The sequence below is a fragment of the Novosphingobium sediminicola genome (genome assembly GCF_014196525.1).
Lineage (GTDB): Bacteria > Pseudomonadota > Alphaproteobacteria > Sphingomonadales > Sphingomonadaceae > Novosphingobium > Novosphingobium sediminicola.
Genome location: NZ_JACIDX010000015.1, coordinates 1 through 13,900, shown reverse-complemented (window position 1 = coordinate 13,900; position 13,900 = coordinate 1). Strand labels below are relative to the sequence as shown.

The 13,900-nt window shown below is 61.2% G+C and carries 13 protein-coding genes and 1 pseudogene; 12 read left to right on the top strand and 2 right to left on the bottom strand.

The annotated features are described in order from the left end of the window. The first annotated feature begins 38 nt into the window (after positions 1-38). The 10 genes from GGR38_RS17645 to GGR38_RS17600 all read left to right on the top strand — a co-directional run bounded on the left by GGR38_RS17645 (position 39) and on the right by GGR38_RS17600 (position 10,441). Positions 39-2,579 carry a TonB-dependent receptor gene (locus tag GGR38_RS17645; RefSeq protein WP_183627477.1) on the top strand — a complete coding sequence of 847 codons (2,541 nt, stop codon included), beginning with the start codon at positions 39-41 and terminating at the stop codon, positions 2,577-2,579. 67 nt (positions 2,580-2,646) lie between these two features. After that, positions 2,647-3,180 carry a 2,4'-dihydroxyacetophenone dioxygenase family protein gene (locus tag GGR38_RS17640; protein WP_168602035.1) on the top strand — a complete coding sequence of 178 codons (534 nt, stop codon included), beginning with the start codon at positions 2,647-2,649 and terminating at the stop codon, positions 3,178-3,180. 21 nt (positions 3,181-3,201) lie between these two features. Then, entirely contained in the window at positions 3,202-3,735 is a 534-nt protein-coding gene (locus tag GGR38_RS17635; RefSeq protein WP_183627476.1) for a 2,4'-dihydroxyacetophenone dioxygenase family protein, read from the top strand. A 13-nt stretch (positions 3,736-3,748) separates the two neighbouring features. Beyond that, the gene (locus GGR38_RS17630) at positions 3,749-4,588 is read left to right on the top strand and encodes an SDR family oxidoreductase (protein ID WP_183627475.1); all 840 of its coding nucleotides are present in this window, start codon (positions 3,749-3,751) and stop codon (positions 4,586-4,588) included. After that, positions 4,585-4,902, top strand: a complete 318-nt coding sequence (locus tag GGR38_RS17625) for a c-type cytochrome (RefSeq protein WP_221227146.1) — start codon at positions 4,585-4,587, stop codon at positions 4,900-4,902. Before GGR38_RS17630 ends, GGR38_RS17625 begins: the two co-directional genes overlap by 4 nt. Continuing rightward, on the top strand, positions 4,899-6,518 hold the full coding sequence (locus GGR38_RS17620) for an FAD-binding oxidoreductase (protein ID WP_183627474.1): 1,620 nt from the start codon (positions 4,899-4,901) through the stop codon (positions 6,516-6,518). The genes GGR38_RS17625 and GGR38_RS17620 overlap by 4 nt, the downstream gene beginning before the upstream one ends. Continuing rightward, complete coding sequence (locus GGR38_RS17615) at positions 6,515-7,273, top strand: SDR family NAD(P)-dependent oxidoreductase (protein ID WP_183627473.1); 759 nt, start codon at positions 6,515-6,517, stop codon at positions 7,271-7,273. The genes GGR38_RS17620 and GGR38_RS17615 overlap by 4 nt, the downstream gene beginning before the upstream one ends. A 38-nt stretch (positions 7,274-7,311) precedes the next feature. Beyond that, positions 7,312-7,848, top strand: a complete 537-nt coding sequence (locus tag GGR38_RS17610; RefSeq protein ID WP_183627472.1) for a 2,4'-dihydroxyacetophenone dioxygenase family protein — start codon at positions 7,312-7,314, stop codon at positions 7,846-7,848. A 12-nt stretch (positions 7,849-7,860) separates the two neighbouring features. Then, positions 7,861-8,868: an alcohol dehydrogenase catalytic domain-containing protein gene (locus GGR38_RS17605; RefSeq protein ID WP_183627471.1), complete on the top strand. Its 1,008-nt coding sequence runs from the start codon at positions 7,861-7,863 to the stop codon at positions 8,866-8,868. Between the two features lie 7 nt (positions 8,869-8,875). Further along, positions 8,876-10,441, top strand: coding sequence for a class I adenylate-forming enzyme family protein (locus GGR38_RS17600; RefSeq protein ID WP_183627470.1), 1,566 nt, complete (start codon positions 8,876-8,878; stop codon positions 10,439-10,441). Between the two features lie 36 nt (positions 10,442-10,477). Here GGR38_RS17600 and GGR38_RS17595 read toward each other — a convergent pair whose 3' ends face one another. Beyond that, positions 10,478-11,203, bottom strand: a complete 726-nt coding sequence (locus GGR38_RS17595) for a GH39 family glycosyl hydrolase (protein WP_343059165.1) — start codon at positions 11,201-11,203, stop codon at positions 10,478-10,480. 751 nt (positions 11,204-11,954) lie between these two features. Between GGR38_RS17595 and GGR38_RS24650 the strand changes: the two genes are divergently transcribed. Next, on the top strand, positions 11,955-12,365 hold the full coding sequence (locus GGR38_RS24650) for a chloride channel protein (protein ID WP_425497069.1): 411 nt from the start codon (positions 11,955-11,957) through the stop codon (positions 12,363-12,365). A 121-nt stretch (positions 12,366-12,486) separates the two neighbouring features. Continuing rightward, positions 12,487-13,256 (top strand): annotated as a pseudogene (locus GGR38_RS24645) (chloride channel protein). 18 nt (positions 13,257-13,274) lie between these two features. On the opposite strand, the gene GGR38_RS17580 reads toward GGR38_RS24645, so the two are convergent. Then, a complete protein-coding gene (locus GGR38_RS17580) occupies positions 13,275-13,793 on the bottom strand; it encodes a LysR substrate-binding domain-containing protein (RefSeq protein ID WP_246404893.1) in 519 nt (172 codons plus the stop codon). Positions 13,794-13,900 lie beyond the last annotated feature (107 nt).

Below are 13,900 nucleotides of genomic sequence, written 5' to 3'. Positions count from 1 at the left end.
CCGGTAAAAGACCGGCAGTCAGGAGAGGAACCGGAACTATGCGTAGCATTTTGCTCGTGGGTGTGGCGCTGGGCGGGCTGATCACAGCCGCCCCTGCATTTGCCGCTGATGAAGCAGCCAAGGCCAAGGACAATGGCGGCATTGAGGCCATTGTCGTCACCGCGCAAAAGCGGTCGGAAAACGTCCAGAACGTGCCGATCGCCATCAGCGCCTTTACCGCCAATGCGTTGCAGGAGCGCGCGGTCACCAGCGTGGCCTCGCTCTCGGCCATCGCGCCCAACGTGACGCTGGACGCCGGCACGCCCTTTTCGGGCAGCTCGGCGGTGCTGTCGGCCTATATTCGCGGCATTGGCGCCAATGACTTTGCCTTTAACATCGATCCGGGCGTCGGCATCTATCTGGACGGGGTCTATCTGGCCCGTTCGGTGGGCGCCAATCAGGATCTGCCCGATGTGGACCGGGTCGAGGTCTTGAAAGGCCCGCAAGGCACGCTGTTTGGCCGCAACACGATCGGCGGCGCGATCAGCATCGTCACCCATGATCCGGGCAAGGAATTCCGCTTCACCGGCAGCGTGACCACCGGCAGCTTCGGCATGTTTTCGGCCAAGGGCACGGTCGATCTGCCGATCACCGAAAGCCTGTCCTCCTCGCTCAGCTTTTCGACCACGCATCGCGACGGCTATATGCACCGCATTCCGTTCCCCGGCGCGTCGAACTATTCCGAGGACCCGATCACTTCGTTCAAGGCGGCCGGATATTACAACAGCGGTTACGGCACCGAAGGGGGCGACAACAATTACAATCTGCGCGGCAAATTGCGTTACAATGACGGCGGCGCTCTGCGCGTGACGTTGAGCGGCGATTACAGCAATATCGACACGTCCCAAATCGCCAACAAACTCATCGCCACCTTTCCGGCCGTGTTTGCAGGCACCTATAATTGCGCCATCGCGGGCAATCCCACGCAGACCGTGGGCGGCGTGACCGGCCCTTGCGACAGTTTTATCGGCGGGCCTCCGTCGGGCGCCTTTGTCGGCAATCGCGGCGGCCTCAATTCGGTGGTCGATCTGCCCTCGATTTATGGCGTCAATGCCGATGCCAATCCGAACAACAACCGGCTGCCCTATGACAACCGTTTTGTGACCAACAGCATCGACACCAGCTATGCCAATGGCAATAATTTCTCGAAAATGAAGTCCTATGGCGGGTCGGCCACCATTGATTACGATCTGGCCGAAAATATGACGATCAAGTCAATAACGGCCTATCGCGAACTGCATTGGAAGGCGGGCATGGATCTGGACGGTTCGCCGCTCGATTTCCTGCACACCAGCTTTGAAATGAACCAGAAGCAGTTCAGCGAGGAGCTGCAACTGACCGGCAAGGCGATGGATAAGAAGCTCAACTATGTGCTGGGCGCCTATTACTTTACCGAAAGCGGCAATCTGCATGATTACGTGACCTTTGCCGAAGGCCTGTTGCAGGTGGATGGGCCCAACAACCTCTCCACCAAGAACTATGCTTTCTATGGTCAGGCCGACTATAAGATCACCGAGCAGTTGGGCATCACCCTTGGCGGGCGTTATACCCATGAAAGCAAGACCTTCGAGGGGTTCCAGTCGGACAATAACGGGCTGAACTACAAGCTGGCCCAGTTCTTTGGCGATCCCAATTGCGCCTCGCTGACGCCGATCTCGAACCAGTGCCGCATCGACAACAACTTCCCCAACCCGGGCCAGCCCCTGCGCTATTACATTGCGGGCGAGCAGCACAAGAGCTTCAACAATTTCTCGCCCAAGGTGGGCCTGCAATATCACCCCAGCGATGCGATCATGCTCTATGCCAGCTGGTCCAAGGGTTACAAGACCGGCGGCTGGACCACCCGCCTGTCCAACCCGCTGCCCTATGCGCCCGGCTTTGGCGCGGAAAAGGCCACAACCTATGAGGTGGGCGCCAAGACCCAGTTCTTTGACCGCCATCTGCAAATCAACGGCGCGGTGTTCCAGACCGATTATTCGGGCATCCAGCTCAACTTTCAGCAAGGCGTTTCGCCCACCATCCAGAACGCGGGTGTTGCGCGCATTCGCGGCTTTGAACTGGAACTCACCGCCGCGCCTGCGCAAGGCCTGACGCTGACTGGATCGCTGGGCTATACCGATGCCGTCTATACTTCGGTCGATGGCCCGGCGCAGGTGGCTGCCTCGGCCTTGCAGGCTGGCGTGTTTGCCGGGGCCACCTTGCCCAAGACGCCCAAGTACAAGATCAACATCAGCCCCCGTTACGAGGCTGATCTTGGCAAGCATGGCAAGCTGGTGCTGCTGGGCGATGTCACCTTCACCGACAAGATGAAGAATGACACCGAAGGGACCTTCCTGCTCGAACGTCCCGCCACGACCGTCATCAATGCCAGCGCCACCTATAAGCCGCTCAGCGGGTTCTGGGATCTGACCGTGGGCGGCACCAATCTGACCAACGAGCGCTATCTGACCACGGGTCAGGCCCAATATGCCGGTGGCCAGATCTACGGCACCTACAGCCGCCCGGCCGAATGGTACGCGCGGCTTGGGATCAAGTTCTAATCGAGACCCTGCCTTGCGCCGGACTGGCCCTGTCCGTCCGGCGCCCTTTCCCTTGAAGGAGGCGACCATGCCCGAAACAGCGCACAGCGAATTCTGGAAAGATATCAAGCCGGTCGAAAAGGTCTTTCGCGAGGGCGGCCTGCCCGAAGTCTATCTGCCCAAGATCGCCGAGGGCGACGAACGCTACTGGGTGCCGATCAGCGAGACCGTCTCGTCCAAGCCGGTGTGGATCAGCCCGTCCAAGAATATGTGGGCCGATGTGTTGATGAGCAAACAGGCGGGCCTTGTGAACCGCCATTACCATCCGCACCCGATCTGGGCCTACACGATCAGCGGCAAGTGGGCCTATCTGGAGCATGAGTGGACGGCCACGGCGGGCGATTTCGTCTATGAAACCCCCGGCGAGAGCCACACGCTGGTCTGCTATGAACATGCCGACCCGATGAAAGTGTTCTTCGTCGTCTCCGGCCCGCTGATGTGGCTGGACGAAGCGGGCAACACCACCGGCCACTATGATGTGTTTGACTACATCGCCGCGGCCCGCGCCCATTATGCCAGCAATGGCATCGGCGCCGACTATGTCGACACGCTCATCCGATAATATCCCAGAGAGGAACAGCCCATGGGCACTATGAAAGCACCGCCGTCCTCGGCCTATAAGATCGTGCAGATCCAAGAACTTTACGGGGATCTGATCAAAAGCAAGGGCGTCGAAGGCACCTATGTCGGCCGCGAAGAGAGCGAAAGCCCGTGGGTGCCCTTTGGCGAGGGCGCGGCGATCCGGCATCTGGCGTTTGACGTCCGGCAAAACATCTATTGCAACATCTTGTGGATCAAGGCGCCCGGCGTGATCGGCACTCACAAGCATCGCGGGCCGGTCTGGGCCATCGGGCTGGAAGGCTCGTTTCGCTATCTCGAATATGACTGGGTATGCCGCCCCGGCGATTTCATCACCGAAACGCCCGGCACCGCGCATACGCTGGTCACCGATGATCCCGATGGCATGAAGGCCCTGTTCTGGATGCAGGGCGCCAACGAGTTTTACGATGCCGATGGCAAGCATGTCGAAACGCTCGATGTGTGGTGGTTCATGAACCACTACGAGACCTATTGCCGCGAAAACAACATCGCCATCAACCCCGCGCTCTATCTGTAAAGGATCAGGCACAGTGGCAATTCTGGACAGATTTTCGGTCGCGGGCCGCAGCGCGCTGGTCACGGGGGGCGCCTCTGGCCTCGGCCTTGCCTATGTCGAGGCGATGGCCGAGGGCGGGGCGGCGGTGACGCTGAGCGATATTGACTTGGCCGGGGCCGAGCGCGAGGCGCAGCGCCTGCGCGACGCGGGCTATGATGTGCGCGCCGTCGCACTTGATGTGTCCGACAGTGACGCCGTGGCCCGCGTGTTCGACGATCACGCCAAGGCGTTTGGCGGGCTGGACATCTGCTTTGCCAATGCCGGGATCGACACCGGGGCGGGCTTTTGGAACCCCGAAGGCCATCGCAATCCCGATGGGCAGGTCGATACCTATGATCCCAAGCGCTGGGACAAGTCGATCGCGGTCAATCTGTCCGGCATGTTCTATACGATCAGCAATGCCGTGCGGATCATGAAGCAGCCCGGCCGCGCCAACGGCCGCACCGGCGGCGCGATCATTGCCACGGCCTCCAACGCAGGGCTTGTGACCGAACCGATTGTCGGCCTACCCTATATGCCTGCCAAGGCGGGCATTTTGCATATGGTGCGCGCGCTGGGGCTGGAGCTTGCCGAATTCGGGATCCGCATCAACGCCATCGCGCCGGGGCCTTTCGTCACCAACATCGGTGGTGGTTGGCTGAAGAAAGACCCCACCGTGCGCGCGGCATGGGACGCCATCGTGCCCTTGGGCAGCGTGGCCGAAACCGAGCAGATGAAGCCATTGGCGCTGATGCTGGCCAGCGATGCCTCTGATTATATGACCGGCGCCCATGTGGTGATCGATGGCGGCATGATGCTGGGGAGGTTCAAATGAGGCGGTGGATGCTGATGGCGCTGGCCCTGGCCGCGCCCGCTTCGGCGCAAACGGGGCAATCCTTGGGTCAAACGCTGGCACAGCGCAGCCCGGCCAAGACTTACGCCAGCATCTGCGCCTATTGCCACGGCCATAACGTGGGGCCGATCATCTTGGGCCGCAAACTGCCGGTTGAATATATTCAGGCGATGGTGCGCGCAGGGCGCAACGGCATGCCCGCCATGCGCCCGACCGAAATCTCCCCCGCCGAACTCGACGCATTGGCCGTATGGATTTCCAAGGCCCCCAAAGACACCAAGGAGCATGGCCAATGAGCGGGGCGACCATCGACAGACGCGGATTGCTGGGCGCGGGAGTTGCGGCCACCATTGGCATTGCCGGACAGGCGATGGCGCAGGGCGCCGTTCTGGCGCCGGGCGTCAGCAAGGCCGATCTTGCCGCTGCGCTCAAGGCCATGCGCGCCGTGGTGGGCGATGCATGGGTGGCGGGCGATGCCGAGAGCCTGCGGCCATGGTCCAAAAGCTATACGCCCGATCCCACGGGCCGCCATGCGCCGGTGGGCGCGGTGGCGCCGGACAATGTCGAACAAGTGCAGGCGATCCTCAAAATCGCCAACCAATATCGTCAGCCCCTCTGGCCGGTCAGCACCGGCAAGAATATGGGCTATGGCAGCACCACCACCGCCGCGCCGGGCCAGATCATCCTTGACCTGAAACGCATGAACCGCATCCTTTCGGTCGATACCGAGCTTTGCACCGCGCTGGTCGAACCGGGCGTCACCTATCAGCAGATGCGCGACTATCTGGACGAGCATAATATCCCGCTGTGGATCGATGTGCCCACAGTTGGCCCGATTGTCGGCCCGGTCGGCAATACGCTGGATCGCGGCGTGGGCTATACGCCCTATGGCGAGCATTTCATGGTGCAATGCGGCATGGAGGTCGTCATGGCCAATGGCGACATTTTGAAAACCGGCATGGGCAGCACCAAGAACCCCAGCGCATGGCAGGCGTTCAAATGGGGCTATGGCCCTTATCTGGACGGCATTTTCACCCAGTCGAATTTTGGCGTGGTGACGAAAATGGGCCTGTGGCTGATGCCCGCGCCGCCGGTCTATAAACCGCTGGTGGTGCGCCACAAGAAGATGGAGGATGTGGCGCGCATTACCGATGCCATGCGGCCTTTGCGCATTGCGGGCATCGTTCCCAATGTGGTGCTGATGATGGGGGCGGCCTATCAATTGGCCATGTTCCACCGGCGCGGCGAAGTGACCACCAAACCCGCACAGGTCAGCGATGAGGAGATCGCCCAATTTGCGGCCCAGCATGATCTGGGCATGTGGAACACCTATATCGCGCTGTACGGCACGCCCGCGCAGGTGGCCGAAAGCGAGCGCATCATCCGGGGCGCCTTTGCCGCCATCGACGGCGATGTGATGACGCAGGAGCAGATGAAGGACAACCCGTGGTTCCACCATCACGCCACGCTGATGCGCGGCGGCCTCAGCCTTGAGGAAGTGGGCCTTGCGCGGTGGAAGGGTGCAGGCGGGGGCCTAGCATGGTTTGCGCCGGTGGCCCCGGCCAAGGGCAGCGAAACGCAGGGGCAAATCGATCTGGCTAAACAGATCCTTGCGCGGCACGGCTTTGACTATACCGCCGCCTTTGCCGTGGGGATGCGCGAATTGCACCACATCATCGCGCTGCTGTATGACAAAAGCGACCCGGCCGAGGAAAAGCGCGCCGATGATTGCTATCGCGAACTGGTCACCGGATTTGGCGATCGCGGCTGGTGTTCCTATCGCACCGGGGTTCACGCGATGGACTTGGTGGCGGCGCAATATGGCGATACCAACCGCGCGGTGAATGCCGCTATCAAACAGGCGCTTGATCCCAACCATATCCTTGCCCCCGGCAAATCGGGGATCGCATGATGGCGGGGCGGTTTGACGGCAAAGCCGTGCTGATCACCGGGGCGGCAACGGGCATCGGGCGAGCCACCGCTCTTGCCTTTGCCGCCGAGGGGGCCAGCGTGATGATCGGCGACATCGACCCGCGCGCGCAGGAAACGCGCGCGATGATCGCGGCGGCGGGCGGCAGGGCGGAGTTTCTGTCCACCGATGTGCGCGATCCGGTGGCGGTTGAGGCTTTGGTCAAGGCTTGCCTGTCCCATTTCGGGCGGATGGATTGCGCGTTCAACAATGCGGGCATCCTGCCGCCCCAGCGCCCGATCCATGAAGTGACGCCGGAGGAACTGGATCTGGCCATCGATGTCGATTTCAAGGGCGTGTTTTATGCGATGCAGGCCGAAATCCGGCATTTCCTGACCGTGGGCGGCGGAGCGATTGTCAACACCGCCAGCGTGGGGGCGGTGATCGCTGATCCCAATATGAGCGCCTATTGCGCGATGAAACACGCCGTGGCGGGCCTGACCAAAGCGGCGGCGGTGGAATATGCGCAGGTCGGCATCCGCACCAATTGCATCGCCCCCGGCTTTGTCGTCACGCCGATGACCCGCCATTGGGCCGAAAGCAATGCCTTTACCGACATGTTCTTCGCGCAAAACATCTCTGGCCGCGCGGCCCAGCCCGAGGAAATCGCCCCCACCGTCCTGCATCTGTGCAGCGATGGGGCCAGTTTCATCAATGGCGCCACATTTGTGATCGACGGCGGCCAAACGGCGCATTAGTATGTATTGCAGACAAAATAACTAAGGAGAGAATTGCCATGGCCGTTATGACCGCGCCGCCTTCGAATAAGGCCGCCATTGTCGATGTGAAATTCCCCCATAAGGCTTTGGTGGATCGCCTCAGCCCCGGTGGGCGCTATATTGATGCGCAAACCGATGTGGACAGCCCATGGGTGCCCTTTGGCGAAAACGCCGCGATCAAGCATCTGGCCTTTGACGTGCGGCAGAACCTGTTTTCGAACATCCTGTGGGTCAAGGGGCCGGGGGTGATCGGCACCCATCTGCATCGCGGCACGATCACCATGGTCTGTCTCGAGGGCAGCGTGCGCTATCTGGAATATGATTGGACCGCCACGCCGGGCGGCCTCATCCTGGAAGTGCCGGGCGAAAGCCATACGCTGGTGACCGAGCATCCCGATGGCTGCAAGCTGTTCGGCTGGATGCAGGGTCCGATCGACTTCTTTGACGATCAGGCCAATCTGGTCGATACCGCCGATGTGTGGTGGTTCATCAACCACTATGAGACCTATTGCCGGGACCATGGCATCGCCATCAATCCCAAGCTCTACGTCTAAAGGGGCGGGCTGATGCGTGCAGTCGTGATGCAGGGGCTGCACAGGCCGCTGGCGCTCGAAACCTTGCCCGATCCCACGCCGAACGCAGGTGAGATCGTGGTCAAGGTCGGGCGCTGCGGCATTTGCGGGTCGGATCTGCATATGACGGAGGACCCTGCCTATGGGATGACTGCGGGCAGCGTTCTGGGCCATGAATTCGCGGGCGAAGTCGTGGCGCTGGGCAAGGATGTCGAAGGCTTTGTCACGGGCGATCTCCTTGCGGTCAGCCCGCTCAAAAGCTGCGGCCACTGCCCCGCCTGCGTGACGGGCGAGGTGGCGTGGTGCGAGCATTTCTGGCTGCAGGGCGGCGGCTATGCCGAATATGCCGTCACGCGGCCCAACCAATGCGTGCGCCTACCCAAAAGCGCCAGCCTGGCCGATGGGGCGATCATCGAGCCTTTGGCCGTGGCGCTGCATGGCATCAACCTGTCGGGGATGAAGACCGGCGACAAGGTGCTGGTGCTGGGCGGCGGGCCGATTGGCCTTGCCGCCGCCTTCTGGGCGCGGCGGCGCGGGGCCCGTGCGGTGGTGGTGCAGGATGTGGCGCCGTTTCAGGCCGAGCGTGCGCTGGCCATGGGGGCGACCGGCTTTGTGGCGGAACCCGACGATCCGGTCGGAGCGGCAGAGCGGGCGCTGGGCGGCAAGGCCGATGTGGTGATCGAATGCGTGGGCCGCCCGGGCCTGATCGCGCAGGCGGTGCAGCAGATCCGCCCGCGCGGCACGATCCTGCTGCTGGGCCTTTGCACCCAGCCCGACACGTTCAATTCCTTTGCCATGCTGTCGAAGGAAGTGCGGCTGGTCACCTCGGCCTTCTTTCACCGGCAGGAATATGAAGCCGCCCTTGACGCCCTGTGCAGCGGTGCGCCCGAGCCGCGCCATCTCGTGTCCGACACGATTGCCTTGGACGCCACGCCAGAGCGTTTCGAGGCGCTGCGGCGGCGCACCCATGATTGCAAGGTGCTGATCAACCCGTTTGGATAGCAAGCCCATGCGCAACATTGACTATTTCGACAAATCCGCCGCGCTTTACCCTGAACGCCCGGTGCTGGAAACGCAGCAGGGCGCGATCACCTATGCCGCGATGCAGCGTATGACGCACCGTTTGGCGGGGGCCATGGCGGCGGCGGGCCTGCAACCGCAAGAGGCGGTGGCGATCATGTCGCCCAACCATCCGGGCGTGCTGACGGCGATGCTCTCGTTGTGGCGCGCAGGGGCGGTGTGGATTCCGGTCAACACGCGCAACGCGCTGCCTGATACGATTGCCTATCTGCGCTATGTGCGCGCGGGATGGCTGTTTTATCATTCCAGCTTGTCTGCCGAGGCGCATGAGGCCGCGCGGCAAGTGCCATCGATCCGGCATCTGATCTGCCTTGATGCGCCCGATGCAGGCAATCCTTGCCTCGATGGCTTCATGCTGCCCCCCGATGCGCCGCCTTTTCCCGATCTGGGCGGCCCGGATGGTGGCGACCGCGAGCTATGCGCGATCATCGCCACAGGCGGCACCACTGGTCCCGCCAAAGGGGTGCGCGCGCTGAACCGCAGTTGGGGCACGATGCTGGAAAGCATCGCCATTTTGATGGCGGTTGAAGAGATACCGGTGTTCCTTGCCACCGCGCCTTTGTCTCATGCGGCGGGGCCTTTTGCGTTGGCGGGGATCGCCATGGGGGCGACGATTGTGATGCTGCCCGCGTTTGACGCTCATGCGGTGATGGAGGCGATCCAGACTCATCGCGTCACTCATATGTTTCTGCCGCCCACCGCGCTTTATTCGATGCTGGCCCATCCCGATGTGCGGCACTATAACTATTCCAGTATGCGCTATTTCCTGCTGGCGGGCTCGGCCTGCAGCCCGGAAAAGCTGCGGCAGGCGGTCGAGGTCTTTGGGCCCTGCCTGTGCCAATCCTATGGGCAGACCGAATTTCACCTCATCGCCACATGGTTGCCGCCCGAAATCGTGGCCGCTGCGGCTGCGGGCGATCATCCCGAACGGTTGGCCAGTTGCGGGCGGGCCACGATGTCCGTGCGCTTGGAATTGATGGACGATGATGGCGCGTTGCTGCCTGTGGGTGAAGTGGGCGAAATCGTCGGGCGCGGGGGCATCGTGTGCGACGGTTATTTCGAGATGGAGGAAGCCACCACCGAGGTGCGCACCCATGGCTGGCACCACACCGGCGATGTGGGGCGCCGCGACGAGCATGGCTTTTTCTACATCGTTGATCGCAAGAAGGACATGATCGTCACCGGCGGCTTCAATGTCTTTTGCAGCGAGGTGGAGGCGGCTGTCTCTGAAATGGCGGGCGTCCATGAATGCGCCGCCATCGGCATCCCCGATGAAAAATGGGGCGAGGCGGTCAGCGTGCTGGTGGTGGCCAATTCGGTGAAGGCGCCCGATGCCGCCGCGATCATGGCCCATTGCAAGGCGCGGCTTGGCAGCGTCAAAGCGCCCAAACATGTGTTCTTTCGTGACAGCCTGCCGCGAACCCCGGTGGGCAAATTCGACAAGAAGGCCATGCGCGCCGAGTTTTGGCAGGGGCAAAGCCGCAGCGTCAATTAAGCAGCGGTTTCATCCCCGCAGGCATAGGCTTGACGATCAGGCCGCCCGCCGCCTTTGGTGCAGCGCCTTGGCATGGGCGATGGCGCCCATCGTCTCCATCGGGCCAGTTGTGGCCGGTGTTGCCGTCGGCGACGCGCGCTGAAAAGCCCGGGGGCGCTTATAAAGCGCCCCCGGTTCAGACCATGCCAGCGTGATAAGGGCCACGCCCTCTGCCGGCAAGGTCAGGGCTCCCTGAACATCGAGTTTCACGGTGATCGGGGCGGCCATCTCGGCCGCCTTGCGCAGCGCGGCCAGTTGATCAGCGCGCGGATATTGGGGCGATCCCATCGCGCGCCATGCGGGCAAGGGCGAGCCGCGCTGCTGATCGACAAACTGGATCTTGGCGGTCTTTCCGGCGGCACCTTCGAATTTCACCAGAAAACTCTTGTCCTCGCCGGTGACATTGTGCGTTCGCGCCACGCCGGGAATGCCCGAAGGCTGCTGCACCTCGGCCAGATTCCAGATCAGGGTGGCGATGCTGCCATCGGCGCGTCTGCTGGCCAGCGCCGGGCCTTCGGCGGCAAGGCGGGTGTCGCCCAGTTCGTGCATCAGCTTATAGGTGTTGAAAGGAACTTTCGGGATCTGATGGATCATCGTACCATAGCCCATATCGCCCTCTTTCAGGACATAATCGGCCACGCCCAATTCTTCATATGCGCTGCTCATCGTCCATTGCGCCATGGCCTGACAATGAGGCAGGCAATGGGCGATGACATGTGCGATCAGCGCCGGACTGTCGGCCGACCATTCGGTCAGCCTTCGCCGCCCGACACTCCCTGTCGGTTAACATTCAATACCCCCACTGATTCTTGGCGATACCCCCAAATACCCCCAATTGGTTGAGGAACAGTCGGGAAGCACCGGGAACGGTTGGGAATGCTGAATACTTCAAAAGGCGCGTAAAAACAGCCCTATGGGAACCATTGAGAATGGTTGAGAAAGGGCGCTGGCTGGGGTGGGAGGATTCGAACCTCCGCATGGCGGTACCAAAATTTGATACCCGCCCGGAGGCCCCGTTTCAGCCCAGTCGAGAACCGCAGAAATCTGCGGATTTCGGCACTTTATGCCAGTGTGGAATCCGTGCCAAGAAAAATCGTGGCAGAAATCATGGCAGACCCGGTTGGTTTGGGGCGACACCTGTCCAGATGCCGTTTCGAGCAGGCGCGTTCGACTGTCAATGCGAGCCACGGGGTTGATCCTGCTTCTGCCGCCGGTTCCAGACGCAGACGTGGTGACCAGACCGGCAAAATTGTCGGCGATGCGCAGGTGCGCACTTTGCTGGCTTGCAAGCGAGGCGAACCTTGGTTCTGTTTCACGGGCGGCTCACTCATGTGAGTCCTACAACGGCATCACCTTGGCACATCGCGATGCCGGTGGGAGCCGTCATTGTTGGTGATCATTTGGGCGGTGCCTGCGGGTGCATTAGCAATGCCCTTGTCCAATTCGGTCTGATACACTGTTCTGGAGAGCGCCGATGAACGCCTTTGCTCGCCCCTGGCTTGCACGTTACAGTCTGGCCCGCAGAGCCTTGCAAGCCCGCATGGCGGCGTTGCTTGGTGCAGTATTGCTGGGTCTGGTCGCCATTGTCTTTGCCAAGGTGGGCGATTGGAGCCAGCACAGTTTTGCTCATGCCTTTTCAGCACATCCGTTGCTGACTGCGGCATCGACACCGTTTGTGTTTGCCTTGGTGGTTGCCATGACAAGGCGCTGGTTTCCCGAAGCGCGCGGATCGGGCATTCCGCAAGTGATGGCGGTCGTCCATCATCCTTCGAGCGGCGTAAAGAGCCCGCTTATCTCACTGCGCACGGCCGTGGCAAAATTGGGCTGCACTTTGCTTATGTTGCTGGGCGGCGGCGCTGTTGGGCGCGAAGGGCCGACAGTTTAAGTCAGCGCGGCGCTCATGGTGGCGGTGCATCGGTGGTTGCGCGTTCCGATCAATGCGGGCGTCATAATTGCAGGCGGAGCAGCCGACGTTGCCGCGGCATTTAACACCCCCCCTTGCAGGAGTGGCCTTCGCTATCGAGGAATTGGCTGCGGCCTTTGAGCAAAAAGTGGCTGTTATGGTCATGGCCGCTGTGATGATCTCGGGTCTGGTCAGTCTGGGCATTGCAGGCGATTACGTTTACTTTGGCATGATGAAGCGGCATCTCGCGATACGCGACATTGCCATTCTGGCCCCGGTTATGGGTGTGTTGGGTGGACTTACGGGGGGAGCGTTCTCGCGCGCTCTTGGTGCAATGGCTACCGCGACAAACGTCCGATGGTTTTTGTCCGAAGACATCCGGTGAAGTTTGCGTTTGCTTGTGGAATGGTGGTTGCCGCGTTGGGCCTTGTCAGCGGCGGGATCACCTGGGGCACAGGATATGAAACGACGCGCGATCTTTTGAGTGGCGGAAAGGCGTCTTTGTTATTTGGCCCGGCGCGCTTTGTCTCCACACTGGCTACCGCGTTGAGCGGGGCGCCGGGCGGAATATTTGCGCCCTCCCTTTCCGTGGGGGCCGGGCTTGGCCAGCTTGTATCACACTTTTTTGCCGATGAGCCATCGGGCGCGATTGTGCTACTTGGGGTCGCGGCCTACTTTACAGGCGTGGTTCGCGCACCGTTGACAGCGGTCATCATTGTTATGGAAATGACAGCCGACCGAGCGATGATCTTACCTCTGTTCATCGCCGCGCTGATCGCGGATTGGGTTAGCAGCAAGGTCTGTGCGGCCAAACTCTATCACACATTGGCTCAGGGCTTCCGCACGGCAGACATCAAGGCCTCGACAGAGTGATCCGATGATCGGGGATAATCAACTCTGCGCTGCGGCATTAAGCATCAATTTTGCCTCGCGCTTTATGATCATTGCAACTTGGGCATAGTGGTGGCCGTAAACCGAATTTCCCCGCCAGATGGCGGCCACGGAACGCCGGCTCTGCCAATCCTCGATAACCAGCGGCACGATGATATTTTTGCCGCCCACCTCTGATCGCAGATAAAGGTCCGGCAGGATTGCAAGTCCCAGACCTGAGGCGCACATCTGGCTGAGGCTATCCAGGCTGGTGCCTTCATAATTTCCCAGCAGGTTTAGTCCCAGATCGCTGCAAATGTCCCGCGTCTGTTGGTGAAACGGATAACGCGGATCGATGCCTAACGTATCGGCTCCGCCAATATCGGACCGCTTCAAGCCGGAACGGGTGGCGAAGGGATGTTCGGGCGGCGCCACGAGATGGAGGTCTTCATCAAACAAATGCTCGATATGCAGGTCGCTGCCAGTCGATGTGACGGGGGTCAGGAGCATATCGAGGGCACCGCTGCGCAGATCGAACATCTGTTCCTGGGGAATGAGGTGCTGCCGGTTTGATGGACACCGAGATAAGCTTCCTTAGGCTACCCCAGCCTGACGTTCGAAGTCGATAGGACTGACATAGCCCAACG

Coding starts and splice junctions, on each gene's coding strand:
- GGR38_RS17645 (WP_183627477.1), top strand. CDS start 39: ATGCGTAGCATTTTGCTCGTGGGTGTGGCGCTGGGCGGGCTGATCACA.
- GGR38_RS17640 (WP_168602035.1), top strand. CDS start 2,647: ATGCCCGAAACAGCGCACAGCGAATTCTGGAAAGATATCAAGCCGGTC.
- GGR38_RS17635 (WP_183627476.1), top strand. CDS start 3,202: ATGGGCACTATGAAAGCACCGCCGTCCTCGGCCTATAAGATCGTGCAG.
- GGR38_RS17625 (WP_221227146.1), top strand. CDS start 4,585: ATGAGGCGGTGGATGCTGATGGCGCTGGCCCTGGCCGCGCCCGCTTCG.
- GGR38_RS17620 (WP_183627474.1), top strand. CDS start 4,899: ATGAGCGGGGCGACCATCGACAGACGCGGATTGCTGGGCGCGGGAGTT.
- GGR38_RS17615 (WP_183627473.1), top strand. CDS start 6,515: ATGATGGCGGGGCGGTTTGACGGCAAAGCCGTGCTGATCACCGGGGCG.
- GGR38_RS17610 (WP_183627472.1), top strand. CDS start 7,312: ATGGCCGTTATGACCGCGCCGCCTTCGAATAAGGCCGCCATTGTCGAT.
- GGR38_RS17605 (WP_183627471.1), top strand. CDS start 7,861: ATGCGTGCAGTCGTGATGCAGGGGCTGCACAGGCCGCTGGCGCTCGAA.
- GGR38_RS17600 (WP_183627470.1), top strand. CDS start 8,876: ATGCGCAACATTGACTATTTCGACAAATCCGCCGCGCTTTACCCTGAA.
- GGR38_RS24650 (WP_425497069.1), top strand. CDS start 11,955: ATGAACGCCTTTGCTCGCCCCTGGCTTGCACGTTACAGTCTGGCCCGC.
- GGR38_RS17580 (WP_246404893.1), bottom strand. CDS start 13,793: ATGTTCGATCTGCGCAGCGGTGCCCTCGATATGCTCCTGACCCCCGTC.